This window comes from Nicoliella sp. ESL1106, from assembly GCF_058509965.1.
Window position 1 is genome coordinate 622,851 of the sequence record NZ_CP196340.1, and the last position, 26,488, is coordinate 649,338.

The following is a 26,488-nucleotide window of genomic DNA, read 5'->3' on the forward strand; positions in this document are numbered from 1 at the left end:
ATAGTAGAAAAATTTAAAGGAGTAATTTAAAAATGGCACAATTAGACGCACGCGAAATTATTAACTACATTGGAACTGCACCAAAGAAAACCCCAGTTAAGGTTTACTTAAATGGTAAGATCGATCAAATCGATTTTCCAGCAGACGTAAAGGTATTTAAGGGGGTTGATTCAGCAACCGTATTTGGGGATTGGAAACAAGTTGCTCCCATCCTTAAGGATTCAGCCGTTAGCGACTATGAAATTGAAAACTGGACCCGTAACTCAGCCGTTCCATTGCTAGATTTAAAGAATATCAACGCCAGAATCGAACCAGGTGCAATCATTCGCGACCAAGTATTGATTGGTGATAACGCCGTAGTAATGATGGGTGCCATCATTAACATCGGTTGTGAAATTGGTGCTAATTCAATGATCGATATGGGAGTAGTCATGGGTGGCCGTGCCATCGTTGGTAACCATTCCCACATCGGTGCTGGAGCCGTTCTTGCTGGGGTGATCGAACCAGCTTCTGCCGAACCAGTGCGGATCGACGATAACGTATTGATCGGAGCAAACGCCGTTGTGATCGAAGGAGTTCATGTTGGTGAAGGGGCCGTAGTTGCCGCTGGAGCCATCGTTACTCATGATGTTGAACCATACACGATGGTAGCAGGAACCCCCGCTAGAAAGATCAAAGACGTTGATGCCAAAACGCAATCCAAGACGACGCTCGAAGACGATTTAAGAAAGTTGTGATCAAATGCCAGCATTAAAGGAAGCAGATTTAATTCAGATTCGCAGACACCTCCACCAGATTCCAGAATTAGCGTTGCATGAAACCAAAACGCACGCTTATCTGAAATCGATCATCGCACAGTTCGACCAAACGAACCTTTCGATTAGGGAAATCAAATCGCTGCCAACCGCATTATTAGTAAGGGTGCAAGGCAGCAACCCGACGAAAACGATTGGCTACCGCGCAGATATTGATGCATTACCAGTTACTGAGGAGACTGGATTGGATTATGCCTCTCAAAATGCTGACGTAATGCACGCTTGTGGGCATGATATTCACATGACGGTGGCCCTTGGGGTGTTGAGCTACTTTGCGAGCCACCAACCAAAGGATAATTTGATCTTCTTCTTCCAACCAGCCGAAGAAAGTGAAAATGGTGGGAAGTTAGCTTATGAAGCCGGAGTCTTTGAAGGTCAATGGCGACCCGATGAATTTTACGGGCTCCACGATACACCTGATTTACCAACTGGTGCGATTGGGTGTCGAATGGGAACGCTATTTGCGGGTACGACTGAGGTCAATGTTGATTTGATTGGGAAGAGTGGCCATGCTGCCTATCCGCAAAATGCGAATGACATGGTGGTCGTAGCAGCCCAATTTATTAACCAGATTCAAACCATCATTTCCAGAAGCATCGATCCAATCCAAAGTGGCGTGATCACGTTCGGCAAGCTCCAAGCTGGGACGATCAGAAACGTCATTGCTGGTAAAGCACGCATCGAAGGAACGATTCGCGGGCTTACGCAAACGATGATCGAAACGATCGACGAACGGATTCGCGATGTGGCAGCTGGAATTGCCCGCAGTTATAACTGTGAGGTCAACGTGGAGTTGAATCAAGGCGGCTACCTGCCAGTTGAAAACGATCCCAAGTTGACCGCAAACTTTATCAAGTACATGCAACAAGCTGACCAAGTAAACTTTATTGAAACTGAACCAGCAATGACCGGAGAAGACTTTGGGTACTTATTATCCAAAATTCACGGCACGATGTTTTGGCTCGGGGTGGATGATGATTCACAATTACACGCATCCACGTTTACACCACATGAAGAAGCAATTGTACCAGGCATTCACGCCATCACAGGCTTTTTAGAATATCGAATGCAACAGGATTAAGGGGGACTTACTATGTTTGAAAATGCAGATTTAATGACCGCAATTATTACACCATTTGATGAGAACGGCAAGATTGATTTTGACACGTTAGCTGAACTTACGAACCGCTATATTAAGGAAGGTAATCGGGGCTTCGTGATTGGCGGAACCACTGGTGAAACACCAACTTTGACCCATGACGAAAAGATTGAATTATACACTAAATTTGGTCAGATCGTGGATGGCAGAGTTCCAGTAATTGCTGGTGTTGGTAGTAATAATACTGCAGAAACCGTTGAATTCACTAAGGAAGTTAGTCACATCAAAGGAATCGATGCGGCATTAGTTGTGGTTCCATACTACAACAAGCCTGATCAACGACGCATGAAGGCCCACTTTACAACTGTTGCGAACGAAGGCAACATGCCAGTGGTAATGTACAACATTCCTGGCCGAACTGGTGTGACGATGGCAAACGAAACGGTGTTGGAATTAGCACAGAACCCAAACATTGTGGCGGTTAAGCAATGTACTTCAATGGAAGACATGGAATTTCTAGTCCAAAATGCGCCTGCTGATTTTGCCGTTTACAGTGGTGAAGATGCCCAAGCGTTATTCGCAAAGGTCATTGGAGCGCGCGGTGTGATCTCTGTTGCTTCACACATCTACGGTCCTGAAATGCGGGCGATGTACGATGCATTAGAAGCCGGTAACTATCAAAAGGCGGGGGCAATGCAACGGCATTTGACCCCACTAATGGGAGCATTGTTCATGTACCCATCACCAGCCCCCGTAAAGGCCGTTTTAAATGCGCAAGGGTATCAAGTCGGCGCATGTCGGCTCCCAATCTTGCCATTGGATAATGAAGAAAAGCAAGCCCTAGCCGTTCGGTTAGGCTTGAACAAGGATGCATTAAATCATAAGTTAGAGGAGTTAGTATAATGGTAAAAATTTTGTTAGCTGGTTTCACTGGTTCAATGGGGCAAAAGGCCATTACAATGATCAACGAAACCCCCGAATTCGAACTAGTAGCGGTATACGCCCCTAGTGCTGATAAGGAAGCAGCTGATTATGGCTTGGACGGTTCAGTAAAGGTCTTCAATGATTTGAGCCAAGTCGATTCAGATGCAGAAGTGTGGGTTGACTTTACGATTCCAGATTCAGTGCACGAAGACACTAAGTTCGCCCTTGAACATGGTTACCACCCAGTGATCGGAACGACCGGCTTAACTGATGACCAGGAAGCTGAATTGATTGCACTTTCAAAACAAAAACAAATTGGTGGATTGATTGCGCCGAACTTCGGGTTATCAGCAGTCCTATTGATGAAGTTTGCAAAGGAAGCTGCCCAATACTTCCCAGACGTTGAAGTGATTGAAATGCATCATGAAGACAAAAAGGATGCGCCTTCTGGAACGGCATTGAGCACTGCTAAGATGATCGATGAAGTTCGTCCAGAACATGAACAGGGGGATTCAAAGGAAACCCTGCCTGGTTCACGGGGTGGCGATTATCATGGAATTCGAATCCATGCAGTGAGATTACCAGGCTACATCGCTCATGAACAGGTATTATTTGGCGGTTCTGGAGAGGCACTTACGATTCGGCAAGACTCCTTTGATCGTTCGTCTTTTATGCAAGGAGTTAAAGTTGCAGTAAAAAATGTTAAAAAGTTGCCTGAATTAGTTGTCGGATTAGAAAATGTTTTGTAAAATTAAGATAATTCTAATATTAATGAATTAAAAATTTTTATCAGAGAATAAACAATTCAGGAGGAATCAGCGATTATGCCAAACTTATCACCAAAGCTTAGCCGTGTTTACAACCAACGGCTAGACTTAGTAAAACCATCAGGAATTAGAAGTTTTGATAAACAAATTTCAGATGTTGATGGCATCGTAAAACTTACGATTGGGGAACCAGATCTAAATACCCCAGAACACATTAAAGAAGCTGCAATCAAGGCGATCCAAGATAATGATACTCATTATTCTGCTCAACCAGGGACAATTGAATTAAGAAATGCGATTCACCACTACTTATCAGTTACACGCGGATTAGAATATGATCCAAAAACAGAAATCATCGCTACGATTGGTGCGACTGAAGCAATTTATGCGACTTTCGAAACCATCTTAAACCCTGGTGATAAGGTTATCTTGCCTACGCCAACTTTTGCGCTTTACGAACCAATCGTGACGCTATTGGGTGGCGAAGTCATCAATGTTGATACTTCAAAGGATGATTTTTACCTTACTCCTGAACGCTTATCAGAAGTGCTTGCTAAGGAAGGCGACTCTGTTAAGGCAATCCTATTGAACTACCCAAGTAATCCAATTGGGGTTGAATACTCAGAATCATTGATCAAGGAACTAGCAGATGTGATTAAGCAACACAATCTATTTGTTCTTTCTGATGAAATTTACAGTGAATTAACTTATGGTGTTGAACACCACTCAATCGCTGAATTTATTCCAGAACAAACAATTCACATTAATGGGGTTTCTAAGTCCCACGCAATGACTGGATGGCGGATTGGTTTCGTTGCTGGACCTGCTGAAATCGTACAAAAAATTACCAAGACCCATGCATTTATGGTTACTTGTCCTTCAGACATCGACCAAGCTGCTGCGGCAGAAGCATTACAAAATGGACTTGATGATCCGATTTCAATGCGTGCAATTTACGAAAAACGGCGTGATTACATTAGCAACCGTCTTGAAAAGATGAACTTTAAGACTGCCTTACCACAAGGGGCCTTCTACATCTTTGCTAAGATTCCTGCTAATTTGGAACAAGACGATGTTAAATTTGGATTGGCTCTAGCTCGTGAAGCTAGGGTCGGTGTGATCCCAGGAAGTGCATTTGGTCCTGGTGGTGAAGGCTACATTCGGATGTCTTACGCTGCTTCAGATGAAGATATCAAGACAGCCATGGACAGAATTGAAAAATTCCTAGCTCAACAAATCTAAAACAAAGGATGATTTAATATGAAAGAATATAATGTCGCAATTCTAGGTGCTACTGGTGCCGTTGGAATGCGGATGATCGATCAATTAGCTAATTCTACGGTTCCCGTTAAGAACATCAAGCTCTTAGCTTCGAAGCGCTCTGCTGGTAAAAAAATGAAATTTAAGGGCCAAGAAGTGACCGTTGAAGAAGCAACTCCAGAATCCTTTGATGGCGTTGACCTAGTGCTTGCATCTGCTGGTGGGGCGGCTTCAAAGAAATTCTTACCAGAAGCTGTTAAGCGTGGCGCCGTGTGTGTTGATAACACCAGTGCTTATAGAATGGATCCAGAAGTGCCATTGGTGGTTCCAGAAGTCAACGTTGAACAATTAAAGAACCACAAGGGGATTATTTCAAACCCTAACTGTTCAACGATCCAAATGGTAGTGGCACTCCAACCAGTCTTTAAGAAATTTGGTTTGAAGCAGATCGTGGTATCTACTTATCAAGCAGCATCTGGTGCTGGTCAATCAGCTTTAAATGAATTTTATCAACAAGCCCAAGACTACCTTGATGGCAAGAAGATGGAATCCAATATCTTACCAACTGCTAGCGATAAGAAACACTACCCATTAGCATTTAACCTCTTACCACAAATCGATGTTTTCGAAGAAGATGGTTACACCCATGAAGAATGGAAGATGATCCATGAAACTAAGAAAATTATGTTAAACGACATGGATGCTAGTGATATTAAGGTGACTGCTACCTGTGTACGGGTCCCAGTGCCAATTTCACATGGTGAATCGGTTTACTTTGAAGTTGAAGACAAGAATGCGACCGTTGATGATATCAAGGCTGCAATTCGGGATGCAGATGGGGTAACGCTCCAAGACGATCCTGACCACCAAGTATACCCACAACCACTAACTGCTGAAGGTCATCGTGAAACATTCGTTGGTCGGGTGCGTCCAGATCAAGAAAATAAGGGTGCTTTTCATTTATGGGTCGTTGCTGATAACCTCTTAAAGGGAGCAGCTTGGAACACAGTTGAAAACGCAGAACGATTGGTAGAACAAGACCTCGTTCACGTTCCAGAAGACCATTACCAGGCTAAGTAAAATCAATTTTCGTAACTAATAGGGGGTTTTTATTTTGAGTCGCAAGATTCCAAACATTATGGGTACTCAGCACCCAGATAACGCAAACATTCCATTCTTTAAGCATACTCGTCCATTCGTTTCAGCATCACGTGAAATTGATGAAGCATACGAAAATTTCTCGCGATTGAATGCTGACGAATACATGTGGGACTGGGAAGGTAAGCATGCCGATGCTTCAGTAATTAGTCGGCTTTACACGGAACACTATGAATATTTCAAGCAACACCCACTTGGCAAGGATAAGTTCTTAACTTTCCGTTTACCTAACATTTGGGAAGAAAAAGGTTATAGCTTAATGCAAGCAATGACGACCATGTTATTAGCTGAAGATTTTGCTCGTGACCTTGGATTTGAAAACCGTCCATTGTTCGAAGCGATTTTACCAATGACTCAATCCGCTGATCAACTCTTTGAAATGGAAGAAAAATTCTCTCGATTAGCACACTTTAAGGACAAGGAATTTAGTCAAGGCTTTAAGAATGCTGATACACTTCAAATGATCCCATTATTTGAAAGTTTTGAAGCCCAATTAAATGCTCCTAAGGTCCTAAGTAAGTTCGTTGAACTTTACAAGGAACACTTTAACCGTGAAGTGCCTTACGTGCGTGTATTCTTGGCTGGGTCAGATTCTGCCCTTTCCAACGGATTCATTAATAGTATTATCGGAAACAAGTTAGCTTTAACTAAGTTAGCTGAATTTTCTGAAAAATCAAACCTCCCAGTTTACCCAATCGCAGGAACTGGTAGTACCATCTTTAGAGGGGGGCTTTCACCATTAATGATCGATCGCTACCTCCAAGAATTCCCTGGTCTAAAGACCGCAACGATTCAATCTGCATTTAGATACGACTATCCATTAGACGTAGTTAAACCAGCAATTGAAAAGTTACGGACTGGTTTACAAAAGAACGAATTCCATCCAATTAAGGATGAAGACCAAAAAGTATTGTTGAGCATTGCTGGTAAGACTGCTAAGCAATATCACGAAACACTAGATCCATTGATCAATGATCTCCAACCAGTGTTCGACGCCTTTCCAAAGCGGCGTGACAGACACCAACACGTTGGAATCATTGGTTACTCACGGGATGTCGATGGTTACAAGATGCCACGGGCAATCACATTTACTGGAGCTCTCTATTCAGTAGGGGTGCCACCAGAATTGATCGGAACTGGTCGCGTATTACAACAATTGAGCAAGAAAGAATTCGAAACGCTTGTTAAGTACTATCCAAACATTCGTCACGATTTCGCTCACGTTGCTAAGTACTACAGTCCAGCTGCAATGAAGGCCTTAAAGAAGCAAAACCCAGCCTGGGAAGCAGTCGAAAAGGACGTATTAGCATTGGATGAATTATTTGATATCCAAGCTGGTCCAACTGATGCTGACCAAGCAAAACATGCTGAATTAGCAGCCGACTTAGATCGGATCAATGATAAAGAAACTAGAACCATGTTAATCGAACGCCAAGCTAAGTTGAGAAACTTCTTGGGTTAATCAATAATAAAAAATCAGATTGAAAATTTAATTTTCAATCTGATTTTTTTTATGGCTTTAATTTAGCTTGGCATTCCTTACAAAGTCCGTAGACTTCAATTTTAGACTTAGTAGGGGTGAAATCTGGTTCTTGGTTTTTGGTAATATCTTGAAGCTCGGTGTCGAGTTCTTGATAACGGGGATATGTAATATCCATGATTTTACCACAGTTTTCACAAATGGCGTGAAAGTGTGGAGTGCCAAAGAAATCAAATCGGACCCCACCATCTTTATTGGGAAGCTGAATAATGATGTTTAAGTCTTCAAAGAGTCGCAGCGTATTATAAACGGTTGCCATACTAAGGTTAGAGAAATCTTTTTCAAGGGCCTTGTAAATGGTCTCAACAGATGGATGATTATGGTGATTGATCAGATATTTCAAGATAATCTGACGCTGTGGGGTAATTCTAACATGGTTTTCTTTTAAGATGGCAATGGACTTGTCGTAAACAGATTCATTTTTCATATTGCTAACCTCCTGCCACTTTATAATAATTATTAATTAATTACACTTATTTTATAATATAAATGAATTTAGCTAAATAATCAATCAATTGCCTTGAACGTAATAAATCTTTAAAATTCCAATCAAAAAAGACCCCATCCTAATTGAGAATTAGAATAGGATCTTGAAAGGGTTTGACTCGTTTTTAAGACTTCCATGAACCGATTTTTCGATTGATACCATTTAAGAGGCTAGTAATGCTTTTTTGCACTTCCTCTTCAATCAACGCATTTTTAAATTCAGGGATCACTTGGGTGGTAACGTCAACGGCATTCTGATTTAGATTAGTAATGTTAATAATGCCGATTAGATCGCCTTGTTTAGTGCCAATGCCCCAAGTTAATTGTTTGCCAGCCATTACGTTACGCATCGTTTCATTAATGAATGTACTAGTGGTTACAACGTCAGCTGGTTTCATCAATGATTTTTGCATTGTGGCAACGGATGTCAGCTTGAATTTGGTTAACCAGTCCAAGTTATAATGAGCCGTTATAATCGGGTGTAGACCCTCAAAATGATTCAAAATTAACATCTCCACTAATAGGATATAAACCTATTTTACATTGCTGGTTTGGGGAAATAAAGCATCTTTCATGTCAATTTCATCTTGAACGGAGACTTCACAACAACCGCCAATCCATTTAGCATTGGCTGCTTTCCATTCCTTAGCGGCAGCTCCAAAGCTAAATCCAGTGCTTTCGGACCACTCTTTTGTTGATGGATCATAATGTGCACCTGAGTTTGGAAAGACGATGAATGATTGGTCATCGTTAGTTTGATGTTCCGTTAGGTATTTTAACCCAGGGACCGTAAATTCAGGGTGGTTACAATTGAAGCCGTATGCAATTACGTTCGGAATGGTTTCCAAAAGGGCTTGCACTTTTAATAGGTCGGTGCCATCACTGATGTGGTGGGCATCCTTGATCGAGCATGAAACAAATGCATCGACGTTTGGATATTGACTTAATAACTGCTTGATCGCCTTTAATTCTGTAATGTCTGGAATCGTTTCGAAGGCAAGCAGATCAACGCCCGCCTCAACGAGTGCAGCAAGTCGTTTTTGATGGAAATCAATCAGTTTTTCTTCGCTAACACCGTAGTTACCAACGTATTCAGAACCGTCAGCTAAGAATGCTCCGTAAGGCCCGATTGCTCCAGCGACCCAGGTTTGTTGTTCAACGTTGACTTCAGCTTGGGCGCTTCTAGCTAATTGAACTGATTTTTTGATCAGCGCCACGGCTTGTTCTTCAGTATAGCCAGCGCCTACGAACCCAGGCACACTACCTTGGTAAGTGTCAGTAACGGTCAAGTTCGAACCAGCATTTAAGTAGTCCTTGTGGATCTGTTTCACTACGTCTGGGTGGCTATCCAGCGCGCTAGCTGTCCAGAGCTTGTTGTTTAACTCAATGTTACGTTGTTCTAGTCCATATGACATTGCACAGTCGATAAGGATGTTATTTTGTTTTGTTGCCCATTCTTTAATTTTGCTCATTTTGAATTCCTCCATTAGTTTGGTTTAATTTTTTACGGTAGATTAGTTGATAGTACCCATAACAGATGATCGAGAATGGAACCCCGACCTCTAGGGCAATGCGTTGGTTCGGATCAGAGGCAATCCCGACTAGCGAAATTGCACAGATGATGATGACTAGCCATGGCACCAGGGGATATGCAGGCGCCCTGTAGCTGAGTTCATCGAGCTTGTGGCCAGCGGCTAAGAATTGCTTTCTGAAGTTCAATTGGGCCCAGCCGATGATTAGCCAGACCATTACGACCGCAAATGATGAAATTGCGGACAGCGCTAGGTAGACTAACTTGGGTGAATAAATACTAGAGAAGAGTGCTAACAGCCCCCCTAGGATGGTCAATAGCAGTCCATATACTGGAATCCCGTGTTTACTTAGCTTAGCTAATCGACTGGGGAGCGTCTTTTGATCAGCAAGTGACCAAATCATTCGAGAAGCCGCATAGACCCCTGAATTAGCAGCTGATAAAACGGTAATGAATAAAATGAAGTTCATAATATCACTAGCGTATGGAATTCCACAATTCTCAAGGACGGCAATGAAGGGACTGTCGGTTAGGGCTGCTGATTTTTGCGGTAAGAGCGCCCCCATGATTACGATGGTCCCAATAAATAATACGATTAAAATGACTAACGTTTGAAAAATTGCCTTTGGAATCGCCTTCTTAGGGTTATCAGTTTCACCAGCAGCGACACTGATCATTTCGGTTCCTGAAAATGCAAAGTTAGCGGCTAAAATAACTGAAAAAATCGGTGCAAAACCGTTCGGAAATAATCCAGGCTTTATGATTTCCTTGAAGAACGGGGCAAAGTTTGCGTGGTGGACGGGAACGATTTTAAAAATCATGCCTAATCCAATGATGATAAACGCCACTAACGCTAATACCTTGATGATTGACATCCAAAATTCCGCGCGGTTGAAGAATGTGATGTTAAAAGAATTAATGGCGAAGATGATGGCGGTAAAGATAATTGTCAATAACCAAGTCGGCAGTGTCGGGAACCATTTTTGCACCAAAATTGCGAGGGTGACGAACTCAGATCCCAATGCAATCGTCCAGGTCAACCAATATAACCAAGCGGTTACGAAGCCAACTCCTGGACTGATATACTTACTGGCGTAGCGGTGAAATGCACCTGTGTTGGGATCATGGACGGTTAATTCACCGAGGCAAAGCATTACCAAACATACCAATAATGCACCGATGCCATATGCGATGATCGTTCCAACTGCTCCCGCAGATTGAATTAAATATCCTGAACTCATAAAAATCCCAGTTCCAATTACCCCTCCTAAACTAAGGGTAATTAGATGTCGACTTTCCATCGACTTAGTGAATGATTGCTTCTCCATTTTAAATCCTTCCTTCCAAATAAAAAAAGCACCCGCCCTCAAAAAGGACGAATGCTCGTGGTACCACCTTAGTTTGTTGATAAAAAATCAACCTCAGTCCGAAACGGATTCATTTCGGTCCACGGTATCGAGTGGCAGTCGTCACTAGCTAATTATTCACTAGTGAAAAGCTCAAAGACCATTGTTCATTAGTAAATGCCAATCTATTTACACCAACCATAGACTCTCTGAATGTGCATTACTAATTACTTTTTCTCATCGACGCTTAATTTATATTTAAGATTATTATATTTAGATTTAAATATTTTGTCAAATTCTAATTTGTGATGGTGGTATCATTTCGTTTTTAAATTAAAATATGTGATAATATAAACATGAAATAATAAAATAAAAAAGAAAAGGACGAATGATGATGATTGAAAAATTTTTAATCGGAACATACACTAAACGTGCCAGTAAAGGGCTTTATGAAGTTGAATTAGACACTGATAAAAAGAAATTGCAAAACTTACAATTAGTTGCGGAGGCGACTAACCCAACCTATGTGACGTTATCAAAGAAAAACGTTATTTACTCCGTTGCCAAAACGGTCAACGGCGACGATGTTCATGGTGGAGTTTTAGTTTTAGATGGTAAGGAACGCCCATCAGGAACGATCGAAACTGACTACGATAAGGGTACCAATCCCGCTTATATCTCAGTCGATGAAGGACGTCAATTAGTCTACACTGCTAATTATCATACTGGTGTGATCAACGTTTACAAGATCGCTTCAGACGGTACCCTTGCAAAGGTAGACGAAGTAAAGCACGAAGGCGAAATGGGTCCCCGTCCAGAACAAGCTGATGGTCCTCATCCACACTTTGCTGACCTAACTCCAGATGGTCGCTTAGTAGTCGTTGATTTAGGCCAAGATCGCGTTTATTTATACGATGTAAGTGACAATGGTAAATTAAGCGAAGTGAGTTACTTAGAAATGGAAGATGGCTTTGGCCCTCGTCATATTCGTTTCGATGCTAAGAAGGGGGTTGCTTACTTAGTTGGAGAATTAAGTAGTAACGTCGCTGTCTTAGACTATGATGAACAAGCTGGTCAATTCTCCGTTCGCGAAGTGCACTCCACGATCCCAGAAGATTGGACTGCTCATAATGGTTGTGCTGCCATCCGTGTTTCAAGTGATGGTCGCTTTGTATACGTATCGAACCGTGGTAACAATACGATTGCAGTTTTTGAATCAGACGCTAAGGGCAGTCTTAAGTTTGTTGAACGCGCTTCTGTTGAAGGTGACTTTCCCCGTGATTTTAATTTCAATGCTGATGAAAGTCTCGTAGTGGTTGTGAACCAAGAATCCGATAATGGAACGGTTTACGAACGCAATGCTGATAATGGTAAATTAACGGTGGTTCAAAAGGACTTTGTTGTTCCCGCTGCCGTTTGTATCGCCCGTGAAGCTGAATTTTTAAACTAGTCTATCTAATCTAAAAATAACCCCCGTTAGGTTTTGCCTAATGGGGGTTATTTTTGATGGTGATAATCCCAAAATGAATTGATCTGATATGTTAATTCTTGAGGGGTGGTAACGTTATCACTAAATCGCCAACTACTAGGGAATAACTTCCGATATCGTGATTGATTAAAACGTTGGTCCATTAATACGATCGTTCCTAAGTCGCTTGCGGTCCGAATTAATCGCCCGGCGGCTTGAACAACGTGGTTCCAACCAGGAAGTTGATATGCATAGGTGAAACCATTCCCGTTTTCGGCATCAAAATAATCGCGAATTAAGTTATTTTCCTCGTTCAAGCCAGGGAGGCCGACACTAATGATTCCAACGCCAATTAATTGATTACCAATAAGGTCGATGCCTTCTGCGAAAATACCACCAAGAATCGCAAACCCACACGTTGGGCTTTCATCGTGATTAGCAAAGTAATTTAAAAACTGCTCCCGTTGTTTTAGATCCATGTTCCGTGATTGGACCACTAGTTTTTCTTTGATGGGGTGATTTCTAAAAAATTCATACACCGTTTCTAGGTATTTGAACGAAGGAAAGAAGAAGAGGTAGTGCCCAGGTTTAGAATGCACCATTGCTTTGATCATGTTATAGATCTGGGGGATGCTATCTTTTCTTTTATGATAAGTGGTTTGAATCGAACTAGTTGTTAAAACGTATTGGTTCTCGGGTGGAAATGGGGATGGTAATCGATAGCTAATACTATCCTCTTCATTGCCTAAAACCCGTTGATAGTAATTCATTGGGGAGAGGGTGGCTGAAAAGAAAATGGTACTACCACCTAAATTAAGGGTCTCTGCAATGAACTTACTTGGATCCATACAAAACTGGCGAAATGTAATGATGAGCCCCTCACGGATCAATCTGGTTCGATAGATCTTTGAATCGTATAAATCATTAATTTTGAGATAGTTCAAGCAATTAATGTAAAAATCTGTCACGGCATCGGTCGTAACATTATCGGGTTGGTTAGGAAGCCATTTATGAATTTCGATCGCAGCTTCGTTTAATGATTTGATGATGTTATTGAGTGATTCTTCAAAGACCATTGTCTCAGCCTTTTCCTTTCCCAATAATCGATAGTAATGATCAAAATCTGTTTTGATGGCTTGAATCTTCTGAACTACTTTTTTATTTTTGGCTGGGGATTGATTCAGCCTTTCGATTAAATCGGCTAAACCAGCGTTATTGATCTCAGTCGAATACATCTCACGAGAGCGGTCAACTAGGTTATGTGCTTCGTCGACTAAAAAGCAATTTTGCTTATTAGGAACGCTAAAAAAGCGTGCCAAGTGAACTTGTGGATCAAAAAGATAGTTATAATCAGCAATGATTACATCACAAAATTCGCTTAAATCGAGTGAAAATTCGAATGGATCGATTTTATACTTTTCAGCATACTTTTCCACGCATTTTTTACTAATGTGCTGATTGTGGTTTAAAACATCCTTTAAAGCTGGCTTGAGCCGATCATAATAACCGATCATATACGGGTTATCTGCAGGCTTTAAGTCCTTTTCAGCAGCGAACGTGATTTGTTCCTTAGCGGTTAACGTGATGCTTTTGGTGTTCAAGCCCTTATTGAGCATCAACGTCATTGCATCCTCTGCCACGCGTCTGGTGCTTTGCTTAGCGGTAAGGTAAAAACACCTATCAACTACTTGTTCGCCCATTGCTTTGATCGTTGGGAACAGTGTCGAAATCGTTTTACCGGTTCCAGTCGGGGCCTCTGCAAAAAGGTGTTTTTCTAACACGATGCTTTTATAAACGACCGCCGCCAAATCCCGTTGGCCATTTCTGAACTTTGCGAACGGAAATTGTAACTGTTTAGCACTTTCAATTCTTTGGTGGGTCAATTTTTCACTTAATTCAAGCCATTCTTGGTATTCATTGATAACCGAGTCAAAGAAACGTTGGGCTTGCTTAGCAGTGATCGATTCGGTCTTAGTGGTCGGGAGCTGTTTAGGAGTCTGAATATAAGTTAGCTTCAATGTCACCTTTTTAACATCTGGCTCATTAGCCATTAGGAGATGGGCGTAAATTTTAACTTGGCCCCAGTATAGATTTAAAACGCTGTTAGGGAGTTCTTTAAAATCAATATCCGAGGTTTTAATCTCTTCAATAATTGGCGTTTTGTTCATGATGACACCATCTGCACGACCATTAACTAAGTATTCATGGTTGTTGATGGTAACCGATTGTTCCAGGTATTTTTCAGATTCATAATTAGCTTCACTATGTTGATTTTGAATTATCCGGTGAATGTAAGCTCCCTGTTTACTAGTGTTTTGACTATTCAAACGGGTGTTCAAGTCACCACTTCTGAGGGTGAACTTGATTAAATCACGAACCCCGATTTTAATGGCTGGCATATTTTTACTCCTTAACGATTTATATTTGCTATAAGTAGATTTGTTAATAATAAATTCATCTAATGTTATCATTTTAATTCAATATCCATTAAAATAGGAATATAGATTAAAACTGAAGGAGATTATTTAGATGATTAAAATTGTTACGGATTCAACCTCATTGATCACTGAAGAACAGGCAAAGCAATATGGGATTACCGTGGTTCCATTAAATGTATTGATTGGAGACGAGGTTTATAAAGACGGCTCCACAATCACTGGTGAACAATTGGTTAATTACATTGAAGATAATCCCGATAAAGATTTTCCAACCACTAGCCAACCTGCGATTGGTGATTTTATTCAAGCATATGAAGACCTTACCAAAGATGGTAGTTACGTCATTTCTATCCATATGACCGAAGTATTGAGTGGTACCATTAATGCCGCCCAGCAAGCCGCACGGATGGTCGGTGAAGATAAGGTGACTGTTATCAATTCACATACGACCGATCAAAACTTGGGGTATGAGGTGATTACAGCCGCAAAAATGGCTCATTCAGGAAATGCTAGCGTTTCCGATATTGTAACAGCAGTAAATCAAATTATTGATAATAGTCAATTGTACATTGCAGTCAGTACCCTTAAAAATCTTGAACGTGGTGGCCGTATCAGTCGGGTCAAGGGCCTCCTTTCTAAGCTATTCAACCTGCATGTGGTTTTGCGTTTGACTAACGAAGACTTGGATGTTGAAGCTAAGGGGCGTGGAAATAAGACCCTTAAAAAGTGGGTTCGTGAATATGTGCAATCGATTAGCGATAAGCAATTAAAGCGCGTCGGGCTTAGTTATACTGGCAGCATTGATTTTGCGAAGTTCGTTGAAGAACAGATCAAAGCGGTTTTTCCAGATGTAGAAGTCCATATTATGTACACCAGCGCAATTGTTTCGATTCACGCTGGAATCAATGCCTGTGGGATGGAATTTATTTTTGATTAGAAGGCAACGATTATTTTCTTAATAATGATAATTACGGCGGCCCCAGTAATTGGACCTAACGTGGGAATCCATGCGTAGTGCCATTGTGACAAGGCTTGGTTAAATTTATGTGAAAAAAATGCTCGTGGAACCAAGTCTCGGGTAGGGTTAAATGCAGCACCCGTAATTGGACAAATAACGGTAATGCAGCAGGCTACCACTAATGATGAAATCGTAATGTTAATAAACGAATTGAATTTAAAGAGGCCAATTACTTGTGAATTAATCGCAATCACCGCGGTCCCGCCAGCTTCCCAGAGAAAGTTGCGTAAGTGGTGTTTTACATTACTAGGAACGGTTGCATAAAAGTTCAAGTTAATTGGCAGGGTGTATAACCAGCGTTCCCAAATCGTCCAAGTGGTTTGGGCGGCAAGCCAGGCAGCAATGATTTGGGCAATGATTTCACCTAGCATGACCAAAAATGAAATTTGGCCATTCACCGCCTGAACAATTGAAAAGACAGGGTTAAAATTCGATGTTCCAAAGATTAGTCCGGTGAGCAGTGATGAAAAATAAATGCCTAATCCCCAGTAAAGACCAGTAATGTACCTAGTTTGTAATTTCGGGTATAAAAAGTAGTTAATTAATTCACTGATTCCAAATCCAAGTGTGAGCATTGAATATGTTCCAATTAATTCACCAATGATTAGTTTCATTTGGAGATTGCCTCCTATTTATTTATAAATTTAAAGATCACCGTTGGTGGTCTTTTTTTATGATTGAAGTTGAATAACTTTATTATAGCCAATTTAACTTGAACATTAAAGCAATCATTTGAAACTATTTAATTGGCTAAATATGCACATATTTTATTAATTAATACATATTTAATCAATTTATTTTGATTTTAGGTTGTATTTATTCATTTGAAGTGATATTATAATGAATAATAAATCAAATTGAACGAAAGACGGTGCATATTTATGAAAAAGAAAGTTGTTTTAGCATATTCCGGTGGATTAGATACCTCAGTTTCAGTTGCTTGGTTGATTAACAAGGGTTACGACGTAATTGCTTGTTGTATCAACGTTGGGGAAGGAAAAGACCTTAAGAAGGTGAAGGAAAAGGCCCTTAAGGTTGGTGCTTCCGAAGTTTACGTGATTGATGGACTCGAAGAATTTGCTAATGATTACTTATCTTACGCATTGAAGGGGAACTTAATGTATGAAAATGCATATCCCGTTGTTTCAGCACTATCCAGACCATTAATTAGTAAGAAGTTAGTTGAAATCGCCCATAAGGAAGGTGCTTCCGCAGTTGCCCATGGTTGTACTGGGAAGGGAAACGATCAAGTTAGATTTGAAACTGCTGTTAATAACTTGGATCCAAACTTGGATGTTTTAACCCCAGTTAGAGATTGGCACTGGTCTAGAGAAGAAGAAATTAACTACGCAAAGGAACACAATATTCCAATTCCAATTGACTTAGACTCACCATACTCAATCGACGCTAATATTTGGGGACGGGCCAACGAATGTGGGGTTCTTGAAAATCCATGGAACCCAGCACCAGAAGATGCCTTTGGAATCACTAACCCAATTGAAAAGACACCAGACACTCCCGCAATTGTTGATATCGACTTCAAACAAGGAATTCCAGTTGCCCTTGATGGCAAGCCAATGTCATTTGAAAAAATCATCGAAGCCTTGAACAAGGTTGCCGGTGAACATGGAATCGGTAGAATCGACCACGTTGAAAATCGGTTGGTCGGCATCAAGTCCAGAGAAGTTTATGAAACACCAGCTGCCTTTGTCCTACTAAAGGCCCACAAGGAATTAGAAGATTTAACGCTTGAAAAAGACGTTGCTCACTTCAAGCCTACGATCGAAGAAAAGATGGCCAACATGGTCTACGATGCCCTTTGGTTCTCACCATTGATGGATGCTTTAAAGAGCTTTATTGACAGTACTCAAAAAGACGTTAGTGGGACCATCAAATTGAAGTTGTTCAAGGGTAACATCATTATCCTTGGTCGGAAGTCAACCAACTCCCTTTACGATGATAACTTAGCTACTTACACTTCATCAGATTCATTTGATCAATTAGCTTCTGCTGGTTTCATCAAGTTATGGAGCTTGCCAACTAAGGTTTACTCCCAAGTGAAAATCAAGAACAAGCAACACGCATTGATGGATAGCATTAACAAGCAAAACGCTAAGCAGCCAGAATACGTAACCGTTAAGAAAGAGGAAGATGAAGATGGCAAATAAAAAGTTATGGGGCGGACGGTTCCAGACCCCAACAAGTAAGGAAGTTGACCAATTTGGCGCTTCGATTTACTTCGATCAACTCATGGCTGACGAAGATATTACTTGTTCACTTGCCCATTTGCACATGTTGGCTAAGACTAAGATCATCGACCAAGCGGATGCAGATAAGATCGAAGCGGGGCTGAATGATATCAAGGCGGACCTTGCGAAGGGCAACCTGCATTTCAGCTATGAAAACGAAGATATTCATATGAATATTGAATCGATCTTGACTGATCGCATTGGTCCAGTCGCTGGAAAGTTACACACGGCACGGTCTAGAAACGATCAAGTTGCGGTTGATTTTCACCTCTACGTGAAACGGCGCTTACCAAAAGTGATCGAGTTGTTAAAGGGGCTTCAAGAAACATTGGTAACGATGGCAGAACAAAATGTTGAGACCATTATGCCAGGCTATACCCATTTACAACACGCTCAACCAATCTCATATGGACACTATTTGATGGCTTATTATCAAATGTTCAAGCGGGATTGTGAACGGTTCGAATTTAACGAACACCATACTGATATGTCACCACTAGGGGCGGCAGCATTAGCTGGGACCACGTTCCCAATCGATCGGGAAATGACGGCCAAGGAAATTGGCTTTAGTCAGGTTTATGCTAATTCACTCGATGCTGTTTCTGACCGTGACTTCGCACTAGAATTTTTAAGCAATGCTTCAATTTTAATGATGCACTTATCTAGATTCTGTGAAGAAATCAGTATGTGGGCTAGCTACGAATTCAATTACATTGAAATCAGCGATGCCTACACCACTGGAAGTTCAATCATGCCGCAAAAGAAGAATCCAGACATGGCTGAATTGATCAGAGGAAAAATTGGTCGGGTCTACGGTGATTTGATTGGCTTATTATCAACAATGAAGTCATTACCATTAGCATATAATAAGGATTTACAAGAAGATAAAGAGGGCGTTTTCGATGCATTCAACACAATTATCCCATCTATTAAAATATTTATGCACATGCTTCAGGGTATTTCGGTAAAGAAGCAAAATATGTATGATGCAACTACCAATGATTTTTCGAACGCAACGGAATTGGCTGATTATTTAGCAACCAAGGGGATGCCATTTAGACAGGCCCATGGAATCGTAGGTAAAATCGTTTATGATTGCATCGTAAAACACATCAATCTTCAAGACGTTCCGCTATCAGACTTTAAAAAGTATTCAGAATTGATTGATTCTGATATTTATGAAGAATTAAAGCCAGAAACCGCTGTTAAAAGAAGAAATTCACTCGGTGGAACCGGATTTGAACAGGTTAAAAAACAAATTCAACAGGCGAAGGCCGATTTACAAGCATAAAAAAAATCATCCATTTGGATGATTTTTTTGTTATTCACTTAGCCAGTGGTTAAATGAATCGATATTATTACCAAGATAAGCAACTGCTTCTTCGGTAATCTTCTTACCTTCTGCATCAGCTTGTGCTGGTTCTAAATCGTATAAGTTTCGCGCACAACCAGCAGCGATATCAGTGAACTTAAGGGTTCTACCGATTCCACCATCGTTGAATAGCGCATCTAAACCAGTTAAATCGCTTTTAAGAGCATTATATACGGTCCCTGCGATGTCTTTGTTTCCGCTTGGTAAAATGTTAACAGCATATGTTAATAAAAAGCTATTCATATCAACGATTGCTTTTTTACGTTCTTCGCGTTCGATCTTACTCTTCATTTAATTATCACCTCATGATGTTAATACTAAATGATTATTAACCAATCTGCAAGACTAATGACGACTTGATCGTAAATTAGAATTACCATTTAGTTTTACGTGATGCCGTTTGAATTTATTTCGGCTTCCATTAGCTTCAAATTTAAAATGGTGCATTCGACCATTGAAGGGTTGGCCCATTAATTTAGCACGAATCCACTGTTGCATTACCTTTTCCATTTCATGGGCTGAATCAACCCGTTTTTGATTTTGTTCCTGTTGAGCGACTGGAACCACGTTAGTAGCAATTTGTTGAATTAATTTTTGGTGGTATTTCAATAATTCCTGGGTAAGTGGTTCATCTTTATAACTATTGAACAGTTTTTCGATGTAACGCATGGCATCTTTAGAGTCCTTTGGTTGGTAGTATCTATTCACATGATCAACTCCTTACTAACTATTTTACAGTATTGGCCCTTCTTTACTCAAATGCGATTTATTAGATATGCAAATTATGTATATTTATCACTTGATTTAAGAAATATATTGCATATTATTACATGCAGTGTTATTATAATAGTATAAATAAACAAGAGGGGTTTTGATTTTTATGAAGGGTAAAGTTGTTAAACTATTAATGGTTTTTATTATGACGTTCAGTATGTTTGCTGGATTCATGAATAAAAATACATATACACAAGCACATGCCAGTGCAAGTGATAGTTATTTAGCAAACATTAAGAAGAAGGGGACCATCGTAATGGGGACGGCCCCAGATTATCCACCTTATGAATTTACTAAAAATGAAGGTGGTCAAGCTAAGGTTTTAGGAGCTGATATTGAATTAGCAAAGCAAATTGCTAAAAATATGGGTGTAAAGCTTAAGATTAAATCCATGAGCTTTGATTCATTATTGGTTGCGCTTCAGACTGGAAAGGTCGACATGGTCATCGCTGGATTGACCAAAACACCAGAAAGAGCGAAGAGTGTTGATTTCACGATTCCTTATTACAATGGTGGCCAAAGCTTGTTGATTAATTCAAATGATAATTCGATCAAGTCATACAAGGACTTGAAGGGCCAACCAGTTGGGGTGCAAACTGGAAGTACTCAATATAATTTGGTAAAGCAACAAGTTAAGGATCCAAGCCTAAAGGGAATGGAAAGTGTTAACGATTTAGTATTAGCGCTAAAGACCAATAAGGTCAAGGCGGTGGCTGTTGAAAGTGCAACTGGGGAAGCATATGCTGCTAATACCCCTGGTATCAAGGCCATTGATGCTAAGTTCAATACTGCTAAGGCCCAAAACGTAGTGGCCTTCCATAAGGGTGCAACATCGTTGGTGAACGCCGCTAACAAGACGATTGAAGCATCGAACAAGAGTGATGAATTTGAAAAGAAGTTCATTCCTGCCGCTTCCAAGGAAATGGGTAAGGGTGCAAAAAGCCAAAAGATTTCCGTTTGGCAACAAATGTACAACTATAAGGATTACTTCATCAAGGGGACTGAATACACGATTTTGATCTCCATTATCGGGACGATCTTGGGGTTGATCTTAGGAATCATCTTGGCATTGATGAGACTATCCAAGAACAAATTGTTCCACGGAATTGCAGTTGCCTACATTGAATTTATTAGAGGAACGCCTTTAATGGTTCAAATTATGTTTGTCTACTTCGGATTAGGAACGATCGTTAACGTTCCTGCACTAGCATCTGGGATTATCGCTGTCTTTATTAATTCCGGGGCATACGTTGCTGAAATCATCAGAAGTGGGATTGAATCGATTGATGATGGCCAAAGTGAAGCTGCTAGATCACTTGGGTTCTCAAGTAATCAAACCATGCAAATTGTTGTGCTACCCCAAGCAATTAAGAACATCCTACCAGCGTTAGGAAATGAATTCGTTTCGTTGATCAAGGAAAGTTCGATCGTTTCGATTATCGGGGTTACCGATTTAATTTACCAATTAAGAATTGTGCAAGCCGATACCTATCAAGGGGTCGTACCAATCTTCATCGTAATGGTAATTTACTTCATCCTAACGTTTGGAATTTCCAGATTGCTCAGTTTACTTGAGGGGAGATTAAAACATGAATAATGATATTTTAAAAGTTGAAAACGTTAAAAAAGAATTTAAAAATAACCTAGTGTTAAAGGGAATCGATGCTGAAGTTAAACCAGGGCAAGTGATTGCTTTGATCGGACCCTCTGGAGCTGGAAAAAGTACCTTCTTAAGATGTCTGAACATGCTAGGTAAGCCTACTTCTGGTGCGGTCTACTTTGATGGACAGGACTTAATGAAGCTTAAGGATAAGCAATTAGATAGCCTCAGAACTAAGATGGGGATGGTGTTCCAAAGCTTTAACCTATTTGACAACATGACCGTGCTCGACAATGTTAAGGTCGCACCGATTAAAGTTAAAAAAATGGCTGATCAAAAGGCAACTGAGATTGCCCATCAACTATTGAAACAAGTGGGATTAGACAACAAAGCTGATGTTTACCCAAGCAGTTTATCTGGTGGGCAAGCTCAACGGGTCGCAATTGCCAGAGCCCTTGCGATGCATCCAGAAGTAATGTTGTTCGATGAACCAACTAGTGCCTTAGATCCTGAAAAGGTGGGTGAAGTGCTCTCAGTAATGCAAGACCTTGCTCAAAAGGGAATGACAATGCTGGTGGTTACCCATGAAATGGACTTTGCCAAGAACGTGGCCAACCAAATTTGGTTCATGGACGATGGTCAAATCGTTGAAAAAAATGATCCAGAAACGTTCTTTAAGGAACCTAAGACCGATCGGGCTAAGGATTTCTTATCCAAAGTGATTTAAGATCAAAATAAAAATGGTAAGTAGCGAGTGATTGCTGCTTACCATTTTTTGGTTTAACATTCGTGATTGGTGTTATCAGTTGGCTGCCATGTATCGGGGTTCATCGGATCATTTTGTGCTCCCTGCATTTCTTCACGGTAAATTTTTTCCTTAGCATTTAGGAAATCCAGCCTTTTGCGGGCGGTGGCCAATTGTTGTTCAGCAATTGCTTGCTGTTTTGTAATTAATTGATACCGTTCTTGAATTGATTGATGTCCCTGTAGGCACAGGGCAACATAGTGTTTAACGGCCTTGATTGGCATGCCCGTTTGCCTAAGGTAGTGACAAGCACTCAGCCAGTCCAATGCATTTTGACTAAAGCGACGGTGGTTATGCGCATCCCGTTGTAGACTTGGGACCAGGCCCTGATCGGTATAATAGCGAACTGTATGTTGTGACATGCCCAGCTTTTCAGCCGCTTCTTTTACTGAATAGTTCATAAATTTGCTCCTTTCGAGATAAAAGGCTTGCCTTCGAGTTACTCGAATCCATTATCATTCATTATAACCTAAAAAAGAAAAGGGGAATTATAATGGATTTATCAAATAAAGTAGTTGTAATCATGGGTGCATCATCTGGAATCGGGGCGGCAACCAGTCGCCTATTGGCAAAGGACAACGCAACGTTGATCATTGCAGCGCGGCGGATCGAGCGCTTAACAGAAATTAAGAATGAATTTCCGAACCAAAACATTCATCCATTCGAAGCGGATGTAACTAACTTTGCTGAAGTTAAGAAGGTCATCGATTTTGCAATCAGTGAATACGGCAGAATTGACGTCCTTTATAACAACGCCGGCATTATGCCAACCGCTCCGCTAGTCGAAGGACGTCGTGATGAGTGGAAGAACATGCTAGACATCAACGTGATGGGGGTCTTGAACGGGATTGCCGCTGCGCTTCCTGAAATGGTCAAGGCTAAGCGTGGTCACATTATCACCACCGATTCCGTTGCTGGTCACGTGGTGGGACCAAGTAGTGCGGTCTATTCTGGAACTAAGTACGCAGTTCGCGCAATTATGGACGGGCTTAGAATGGAACAGGCTGAAAACAACATTAAGACGACCATCATCTCACCAGGGAGCACCGGAACTGAATTATTCAATTCGATTAACGATGCTGATCAAAAGAAGTTTGCAGAAGATTTCTTTGAACAAATTGATGGGTTACATCCCGAACAAGTGGCTTCAGCAGTTGAATTCGCAATTGGCACGCAAGCAAACATGTCAGTTAGTGAAGTAATTGTTCGCCCAACCCGACAATCATTATAATCAGAATCTAAACAAAACGAGGGGCTCAATCAATTAAGATTGAGCCCCTCGTTTTAATTTTATTGTTGTTGTTCAACTGGTTTTTTGAAGTTAAAGATGACGTTTAAGATGACGGCGGATAAACTGGTAATGACCACTCCGTTATCCAAGATGATTTTGATTGAATCAGGAAGGGCGTTTAGGATTTGGGGGTAGAATGTGATTCCCAATCCTAAACCGACTGAGACAGCGACGATCAATAGGTTATCGTTATCATCAAAGTTAACCTTTTGAAGCACCCGAATTCCTTGGACCCCAACGAGACCAAACATTGCAATCATCGCACCACCTAGCACATAGTCAGGCATGATCAATACGATCGCTGCGACCTTTGGCAATAACCCGAGTAGTAACAAGAAGAATGCGGAGTAGTAAATTGGCTTACGACTCTTGATTCCAGAGATTTGAACGACCCCAACGTTTTCTGAGAAGGTCGAATATGGGAAGGTGTTAAAAATCCCCCCTAGAATCGCAGCTAATCCTTCAGCACGGTACCCACGCTTTAGGTCGTCACTATTGATCTTTCTTTCAACGATATCACCAAGGGCGAAGAAGACCCCAGTTGATTCGACCATGGTGGTCAAGGCAACCAAACTAACGGTTACGATCGATGACCATTCAAAGTGGGGCACCCCGAAGTAAAAGGGAATTGGCAATCTGAACCAGCTAGCTTGGCCAATCGCACTCAATGATACTAAGCCCATTGCACCAGCAATCGCGGTTCCTGCTAACATCCCGATCAACACGGAAATTGCCTTGAAGAATCCCTTTGCGAACGCATTTAATAAAATAATGATCAATAACGTTGCTAACCCTACTAGTAGGTGGGTCCCATTTCCAAAACTGGCAGCGGTCGGATCACCGCCACCGATGTCTTGAACGGCAACGGGAATCAATGAGAACCCAATTACTGTGATCAAAGACCCCGTTACAACTGGTGGGAAGAAGCGGCGTAGCTTTGCAAACCAGCCTGCAATCAAGAAGATAAAGATCCCAGCCCCGATAACGGAACCATACATAGCACCGATCCCGAATTGACTACCAATCGCCTTTAATGGTGCGATATATTGAACCGCACACCCTAAAACAACTGGGAGCGCGATCCCAGTTAGTGGGGTCCGTTTTAATTGCAGTAACGTCGCGATCCCACACATAAAGATATCCGTGGAGATCAAATACGTCATGTCAGCGGCACTGAAGTGTAATGCGGTCCCAATTAAAAGCGGTACGATCACGTCTCCAGAGTACATCGTTAAAAGGTGTTGGAACCCCAATAACGCATTTTTAAATTTAGATTCAGAACGAATCTCTTGCAAATTAATCATCCTTCCAAGTGTCTGGAATAATGGCCAAACGGTGGTGATTAAAAAAGTAAACAAAGCGACAATCATCTTTGCTTATAGTCCACACTTTACGGGTGTGGGTAGAAACTAACCAACCTTATTTTGGTATTATATAGGCACATCTATTAATATAAATTACTCTAGCATTTTTTTTGTTAAAAAACAATGAAGATTTGTGAAATAGAGTTTATAATTGTTAATATTAGTGTTATAAACCAAATGGTAATTAGGAGGAATTGAATTGAAGACGATTTTAGCAATTCATACCGGTGGAACGATTTCAATGTCCGCTGATGAAAATGGGGAGGTCATCCCTAATCAAGAAAACCCGATTGCTAGTCATGATGTCACTTTGGATGGCCAGGTTGAACTAATCAACGATCCAATGTTTAACTTACCATCCCCACATGTTACCCCAAGCGTAATGTTGCAATTAAGGGATCGTATCTTAAAGGCTGAAAAAGATGGGATCGATGGAGTCGTGATTACCCATGGAACCGATACTTTGGAAGAGACGGCTTATTTCTTGGATCTGACCTTACCAAACCATTTGCCAGTGGTCTTAACTGGTGCAATGCGTTCATCAAATGAGATTGGCTCAGATGGTTTATACAATCTCCAAAGCTCAGTGGCGGTCGCAGCTTCTGAAGATGCGATCGGCAAGGGTGTGTTAGTGGTGATGAACGACGAAATTCACACTGCACGCTATGTTACTAAGACGCATACGACCAACCTAGCCACTTTTAAGACCCCGACTTTTGGACCATTGGGTATCATTAGTAAACACAAACCATACTTTTTTCAAGAATTGATCAAAAGTGAAGCGTTCAATATTGACCACGTTGAATCAGGTATCTTTTTACTAAAGGCGTTTGCTGGAATGGATGAGACCCTATTTGACGCTTTGAACAATGATCTTACTAAGGGGCTCGTGGTAGAAGGATTAGGATCTGGTAATTTACCTCCAGCCACGTTACCTGGGTTACAAAGAATTTTAGACCGTGGAATTCCAGTGATTTTAGTATCACGTTGTTACAATGGAATGGCCCAAGATATCTATGATTATCAAGGTGGCGGAATCGAATTAGAACAAATGGGAGTCAGCCTTTGTCGGGGATTGAATGGACCGAAGGCGCGAATTAAGTTAATCGTTGGGATTAGCAATGGACTTAAGGGGCAACGCCTCGCTCAGTACATGAGTACTGCAATCTCTTAAAATAACGGG

At 41.1% G+C, this 26,488-nt stretch carries 25 protein-coding genes, 1 riboswitch and 1 other annotated feature; of the genes, 15 read left to right on the forward strand and 10 right to left on the reverse strand.

Annotation, left to right across the window (positions count from 1 at the left end; genetic code table 11):
- Nucleotides 1–32 precede the first annotated feature (32 nt).
- The 7 genes from dapD to ppcA all read left to right on the forward strand — a co-directional run bounded on the left by dapD (nt 33) and on the right by ppcA (nt 7,485).
- Complete coding sequence (gene dapD, locus ACSVI6_RS02440) at nt 33–737, forward strand: 2,3,4,5-tetrahydropyridine-2,6-dicarboxylate N-acetyltransferase (RefSeq protein WP_491717135.1); 705 nt, start codon at nt 33–35, stop codon at nt 735–737.
- 4 nt (nt 738–741) lie between these two features.
- A complete protein-coding gene (locus ACSVI6_RS02445) occupies nt 742–1,896 on the forward strand; it encodes an N-acetyldiaminopimelate deacetylase (protein WP_491717136.1) in 1,155 nt (384 codons plus the stop codon).
- A 12-nt stretch (nt 1,897–1,908) separates the two neighbouring features.
- Nucleotides 1,909–2,817 (forward strand): 4-hydroxy-tetrahydrodipicolinate synthase, encoded by a 909-nt coding sequence (dapA, locus tag ACSVI6_RS02450; protein ID WP_491717137.1) that lies wholly within the window; start codon nt 1,909–1,911, stop codon nt 2,815–2,817.
- Entirely contained in the window at nt 2,817–3,587 is a 771-nt protein-coding gene (gene dapB / locus ACSVI6_RS02455) for a 4-hydroxy-tetrahydrodipicolinate reductase (protein WP_491720905.1), read from the forward strand. Before dapA ends, dapB begins: the two co-directional genes overlap by 1 nt.
- A gap of 75 nt (nt 3,588–3,662) precedes the next feature.
- A complete protein-coding gene (locus ACSVI6_RS02460; protein ID WP_491717139.1) occupies nt 3,663–4,847 on the forward strand; it encodes an aminotransferase class I/II-fold pyridoxal phosphate-dependent enzyme in 1,185 nt (394 codons plus the stop codon).
- Nucleotides 4,848–4,865: 18 nt separating this feature from the next.
- Entirely contained in the window at nt 4,866–5,945 is a 1,080-nt protein-coding gene (locus ACSVI6_RS02465) for an aspartate-semialdehyde dehydrogenase (protein ID WP_491717140.1), read from the forward strand.
- Nucleotides 5,946–6,003: 58 nt separating this feature from the next.
- Nucleotides 6,004–7,485, forward strand: a complete 1,482-nt coding sequence (gene ppcA, locus ACSVI6_RS02470) for a phosphoenolpyruvate carboxylase (protein ID WP_491720124.1) — start codon at nt 6,004–6,006, stop codon at nt 7,483–7,485.
- Between the two features lie 49 nt (nt 7,486–7,534).
- On the opposite strand, the gene ACSVI6_RS02475 is transcribed toward ppcA, so the two are convergent.
- The 4 genes from ACSVI6_RS02475 to ACSVI6_RS02490 form a co-directional block, all read right to left on the reverse strand.
- Nucleotides 7,535–7,990 carry a Fur family transcriptional regulator gene (locus ACSVI6_RS02475; protein ID WP_491717141.1) on the reverse strand — a complete coding sequence of 152 codons (456 nt, stop codon included), beginning with the start codon at nt 7,988–7,990 and terminating at the stop codon, nt 7,535–7,537.
- A gap of 184 nt (nt 7,991–8,174) precedes the next feature.
- The gene (locus ACSVI6_RS02480) at nt 8,175–8,552 is read right to left on the reverse strand and encodes a hypothetical protein (protein ID WP_491720906.1); all 378 of its coding nucleotides are present in this window, start codon (nt 8,550–8,552) and stop codon (nt 8,175–8,177) included.
- Between the two features lie 30 nt (nt 8,553–8,582).
- The gene (gene mmuM, locus ACSVI6_RS02485; protein WP_491720907.1) at nt 8,583–9,521 is read right to left on the reverse strand and encodes a homocysteine S-methyltransferase; all 939 of its coding nucleotides are present in this window, start codon (nt 9,519–9,521) and stop codon (nt 8,583–8,585) included.
- On the reverse strand, nt 9,508–10,908 hold the full coding sequence (locus ACSVI6_RS02490; RefSeq protein ID WP_491717144.1) for an amino acid permease: 1,401 nt from the start codon (nt 10,906–10,908) through the stop codon (nt 9,508–9,510). Before ACSVI6_RS02490 ends, mmuM begins: the two co-directional genes overlap by 14 nt.
- A gap of 40 nt (nt 10,909–10,948) precedes the next feature.
- Nucleotides 10,949–11,179, reverse strand: a binding site (T-box leader).
- A 141-nt stretch (nt 11,180–11,320) separates the two neighbouring features.
- On the opposite strand from ACSVI6_RS02490, the gene ACSVI6_RS02495 reads away from it, so the two are divergent.
- Nucleotides 11,321–12,376 (forward strand): lactonase family protein, encoded by a 1,056-nt coding sequence (locus ACSVI6_RS02495; protein ID WP_491717145.1) that lies wholly within the window; start codon nt 11,321–11,323, stop codon nt 12,374–12,376.
- 47 nt (nt 12,377–12,423) lie between these two features.
- Here the strand turns inward: ACSVI6_RS02495 and ACSVI6_RS02500 are convergent, their stop codons facing one another.
- A complete protein-coding gene (locus ACSVI6_RS02500) occupies nt 12,424–14,793 on the reverse strand; it encodes an ATP-dependent DNA helicase (RefSeq protein ID WP_491717146.1) in 2,370 nt (789 codons plus the stop codon).
- A 130-nt stretch (nt 14,794–14,923) separates the two neighbouring features.
- On the opposite strand from ACSVI6_RS02500, the gene ACSVI6_RS02505 reads away from it, so the two are divergent.
- Nucleotides 14,924–15,769: a DegV family protein gene (locus ACSVI6_RS02505; protein WP_491717147.1), complete on the forward strand. Its 846-nt coding sequence runs from the start codon at nt 14,924–14,926 to the stop codon at nt 15,767–15,769.
- Here ACSVI6_RS02505 and ACSVI6_RS02510 read toward each other — a convergent pair.
- The gene (locus ACSVI6_RS02510) at nt 15,766–16,464 is read right to left on the reverse strand and encodes an aquaporin (RefSeq protein WP_491717148.1); all 699 of its coding nucleotides are present in this window, start codon (nt 16,462–16,464) and stop codon (nt 15,766–15,768) included. The genes ACSVI6_RS02505 and ACSVI6_RS02510 overlap by 4 nt on opposite strands.
- 267 nt (nt 16,465–16,731) lie before the next feature.
- On the opposite strand from ACSVI6_RS02510, the gene ACSVI6_RS02515 reads away from it, so the two are divergent.
- Both ACSVI6_RS02515 and argH read left to right on the forward strand, forming a co-directional pair.
- Entirely contained in the window at nt 16,732–18,018 is a 1,287-nt protein-coding gene (locus tag ACSVI6_RS02515) for an argininosuccinate synthase (protein ID WP_491717149.1), read from the forward strand.
- A complete protein-coding gene (argH, locus tag ACSVI6_RS02520; RefSeq protein WP_491717150.1) occupies nt 18,008–19,390 on the forward strand; it encodes an argininosuccinate lyase in 1,383 nt (460 codons plus the stop codon). Before ACSVI6_RS02515 ends, argH begins: the two co-directional genes overlap by 11 nt.
- Nucleotides 19,391–19,420: 30 nt before the next feature.
- Here the strand turns inward: argH and ACSVI6_RS02525 are convergent, their stop codons facing one another.
- Together ACSVI6_RS02525 and ACSVI6_RS02530 are read right to left on the reverse strand one after the other, a co-directional pair.
- Nucleotides 19,421–19,762 (reverse strand): hypothetical protein, encoded by a 342-nt coding sequence (locus ACSVI6_RS02525; protein WP_491717151.1) that lies wholly within the window; start codon nt 19,760–19,762, stop codon nt 19,421–19,423.
- A gap of 54 nt (nt 19,763–19,816) precedes the next feature.
- Nucleotides 19,817–20,179: a hypothetical protein gene (locus ACSVI6_RS02530; protein WP_491717152.1), complete on the reverse strand. Its 363-nt coding sequence runs from the start codon at nt 20,177–20,179 to the stop codon at nt 19,817–19,819.
- Nucleotides 20,180–20,351: 172 nt separating this feature from the next.
- Between ACSVI6_RS02530 and ACSVI6_RS02535 the strand changes: the two genes are divergently transcribed.
- Both ACSVI6_RS02535 and ACSVI6_RS02540 read left to right on the forward strand, forming a co-directional pair.
- The gene (locus ACSVI6_RS02535) at nt 20,352–21,842 is read left to right on the forward strand and encodes an ABC transporter substrate-binding protein/permease (RefSeq protein ID WP_491717153.1); all 1,491 of its coding nucleotides are present in this window, start codon (nt 20,352–20,354) and stop codon (nt 21,840–21,842) included.
- Complete coding sequence (locus ACSVI6_RS02540) at nt 21,835–22,572, forward strand: amino acid ABC transporter ATP-binding protein (protein ID WP_491717154.1); 738 nt, start codon at nt 21,835–21,837, stop codon at nt 22,570–22,572. The genes ACSVI6_RS02535 and ACSVI6_RS02540 overlap by 8 nt, the downstream gene beginning before the upstream one ends.
- 53 nt (nt 22,573–22,625) lie before the next feature.
- Here ACSVI6_RS02540 and ACSVI6_RS02545 read toward each other — a convergent pair whose 3' ends face one another.
- Nucleotides 22,626–23,051, reverse strand: a complete 426-nt coding sequence (locus ACSVI6_RS02545) for a MerR family transcriptional regulator (protein ID WP_491720908.1) — start codon at nt 23,049–23,051, stop codon at nt 22,626–22,628.
- An 89-nt stretch (nt 23,052–23,140) separates the two neighbouring features.
- On the opposite strand from ACSVI6_RS02545, the gene ACSVI6_RS02550 reads away from it, so the two are divergent.
- A complete protein-coding gene (locus ACSVI6_RS02550) occupies nt 23,141–23,881 on the forward strand; it encodes an SDR family oxidoreductase (RefSeq protein WP_491720125.1) in 741 nt (246 codons plus the stop codon).
- Between the two features lie 59 nt (nt 23,882–23,940).
- Here ACSVI6_RS02550 and ACSVI6_RS02555 read toward each other — a convergent pair whose 3' ends face one another.
- Entirely contained in the window at nt 23,941–25,236 is a 1,296-nt protein-coding gene (locus ACSVI6_RS02555; protein WP_491717156.1) for a nucleobase:cation symporter-2 family protein, read from the reverse strand.
- A gap of 64 nt (nt 25,237–25,300) precedes the next feature.
- A riboswitch (purine riboswitch) is annotated at nt 25,301–25,399 on the reverse strand.
- 105 nt (nt 25,400–25,504) lie between these two features.
- On the opposite strand from ACSVI6_RS02555, the gene ACSVI6_RS02560 reads away from it, so the two are divergent.
- Nucleotides 25,505–26,479 carry an asparaginase gene (locus tag ACSVI6_RS02560; protein ID WP_491717157.1) on the forward strand — a complete coding sequence of 325 codons (975 nt, stop codon included), beginning with the start codon at nt 25,505–25,507 and terminating at the stop codon, nt 26,477–26,479.
- Nucleotides 26,480–26,488: the final 9 nt, after the last annotated feature.

Coding starts and splice junctions, on each gene's coding strand:
- mmuM (WP_491720907.1), bottom strand. CDS start 9,521: ATGAGCAAAATTAAAGAATGGGCAACAAAACAAAATAACATCCTTATC.
- argH (WP_491717150.1), top strand. CDS start 18,008: ATGGCAAATAAAAAGTTATGGGGCGGACGGTTCCAGACCCCAACAAGT.
- dapB (WP_491720905.1), top strand. CDS start 2,817: ATGGTAAAAATTTTGTTAGCTGGTTTCACTGGTTCAATGGGGCAAAAG.
- ACSVI6_RS02540 (WP_491717154.1), top strand. CDS start 21,835: ATGAATAATGATATTTTAAAAGTTGAAAACGTTAAAAAAGAATTTAAA.
- ACSVI6_RS02545 (WP_491720908.1), bottom strand. CDS start 23,051: ATGAACTATTCAGTAAAAGAAGCGGCTGAAAAGCTGGGCATGTCACAA.
- ACSVI6_RS02495 (WP_491717145.1), top strand. CDS start 11,321: ATGATTGAAAAATTTTTAATCGGAACATACACTAAACGTGCCAGTAAA.
- ACSVI6_RS02500 (WP_491717146.1), bottom strand. CDS start 14,793: ATGCCAGCCATTAAAATCGGGGTTCGTGATTTAATCAAGTTCACCCTC.
- ACSVI6_RS02460 (WP_491717139.1), top strand. CDS start 3,663: ATGCCAAACTTATCACCAAAGCTTAGCCGTGTTTACAACCAACGGCTA.
- dapA (WP_491717137.1), top strand. CDS start 1,909: ATGTTTGAAAATGCAGATTTAATGACCGCAATTATTACACCATTTGAT.
- ACSVI6_RS02490 (WP_491717144.1), bottom strand. CDS start 10,908: ATGGAGAAGCAATCATTCACTAAGTCGATGGAAAGTCGACATCTAATT.
- ACSVI6_RS02515 (WP_491717149.1), top strand. CDS start 16,732: ATGAAAAAGAAAGTTGTTTTAGCATATTCCGGTGGATTAGATACCTCA.
- ACSVI6_RS02475 (WP_491717141.1), bottom strand. CDS start 7,990: ATGAAAAATGAATCTGTTTACGACAAGTCCATTGCCATCTTAAAAGAA.
- ACSVI6_RS02535 (WP_491717153.1), top strand. CDS start 20,352: ATGAAGGGTAAAGTTGTTAAACTATTAATGGTTTTTATTATGACGTTC.
- ACSVI6_RS02445 (WP_491717136.1), top strand. CDS start 742: ATGCCAGCATTAAAGGAAGCAGATTTAATTCAGATTCGCAGACACCTC.
- ACSVI6_RS02525 (WP_491717151.1), bottom strand. CDS start 19,762: ATGAAGAGTAAGATCGAACGCGAAGAACGTAAAAAAGCAATCGTTGAT.
- ACSVI6_RS02465 (WP_491717140.1), top strand. CDS start 4,866: ATGAAAGAATATAATGTCGCAATTCTAGGTGCTACTGGTGCCGTTGGA.
- ACSVI6_RS02510 (WP_491717148.1), bottom strand. CDS start 16,464: ATGAAACTAATCATTGGTGAATTAATTGGAACATATTCAATGCTCACA.
- ppcA (WP_491720124.1), top strand. CDS start 6,004: ATGGGTACTCAGCACCCAGATAACGCAAACATTCCATTCTTTAAGCAT.
- dapD (WP_491717135.1), top strand. CDS start 33: ATGGCACAATTAGACGCACGCGAAATTATTAACTACATTGGAACTGCA.
- ACSVI6_RS02505 (WP_491717147.1), top strand. CDS start 14,924: ATGATTAAAATTGTTACGGATTCAACCTCATTGATCACTGAAGAACAG.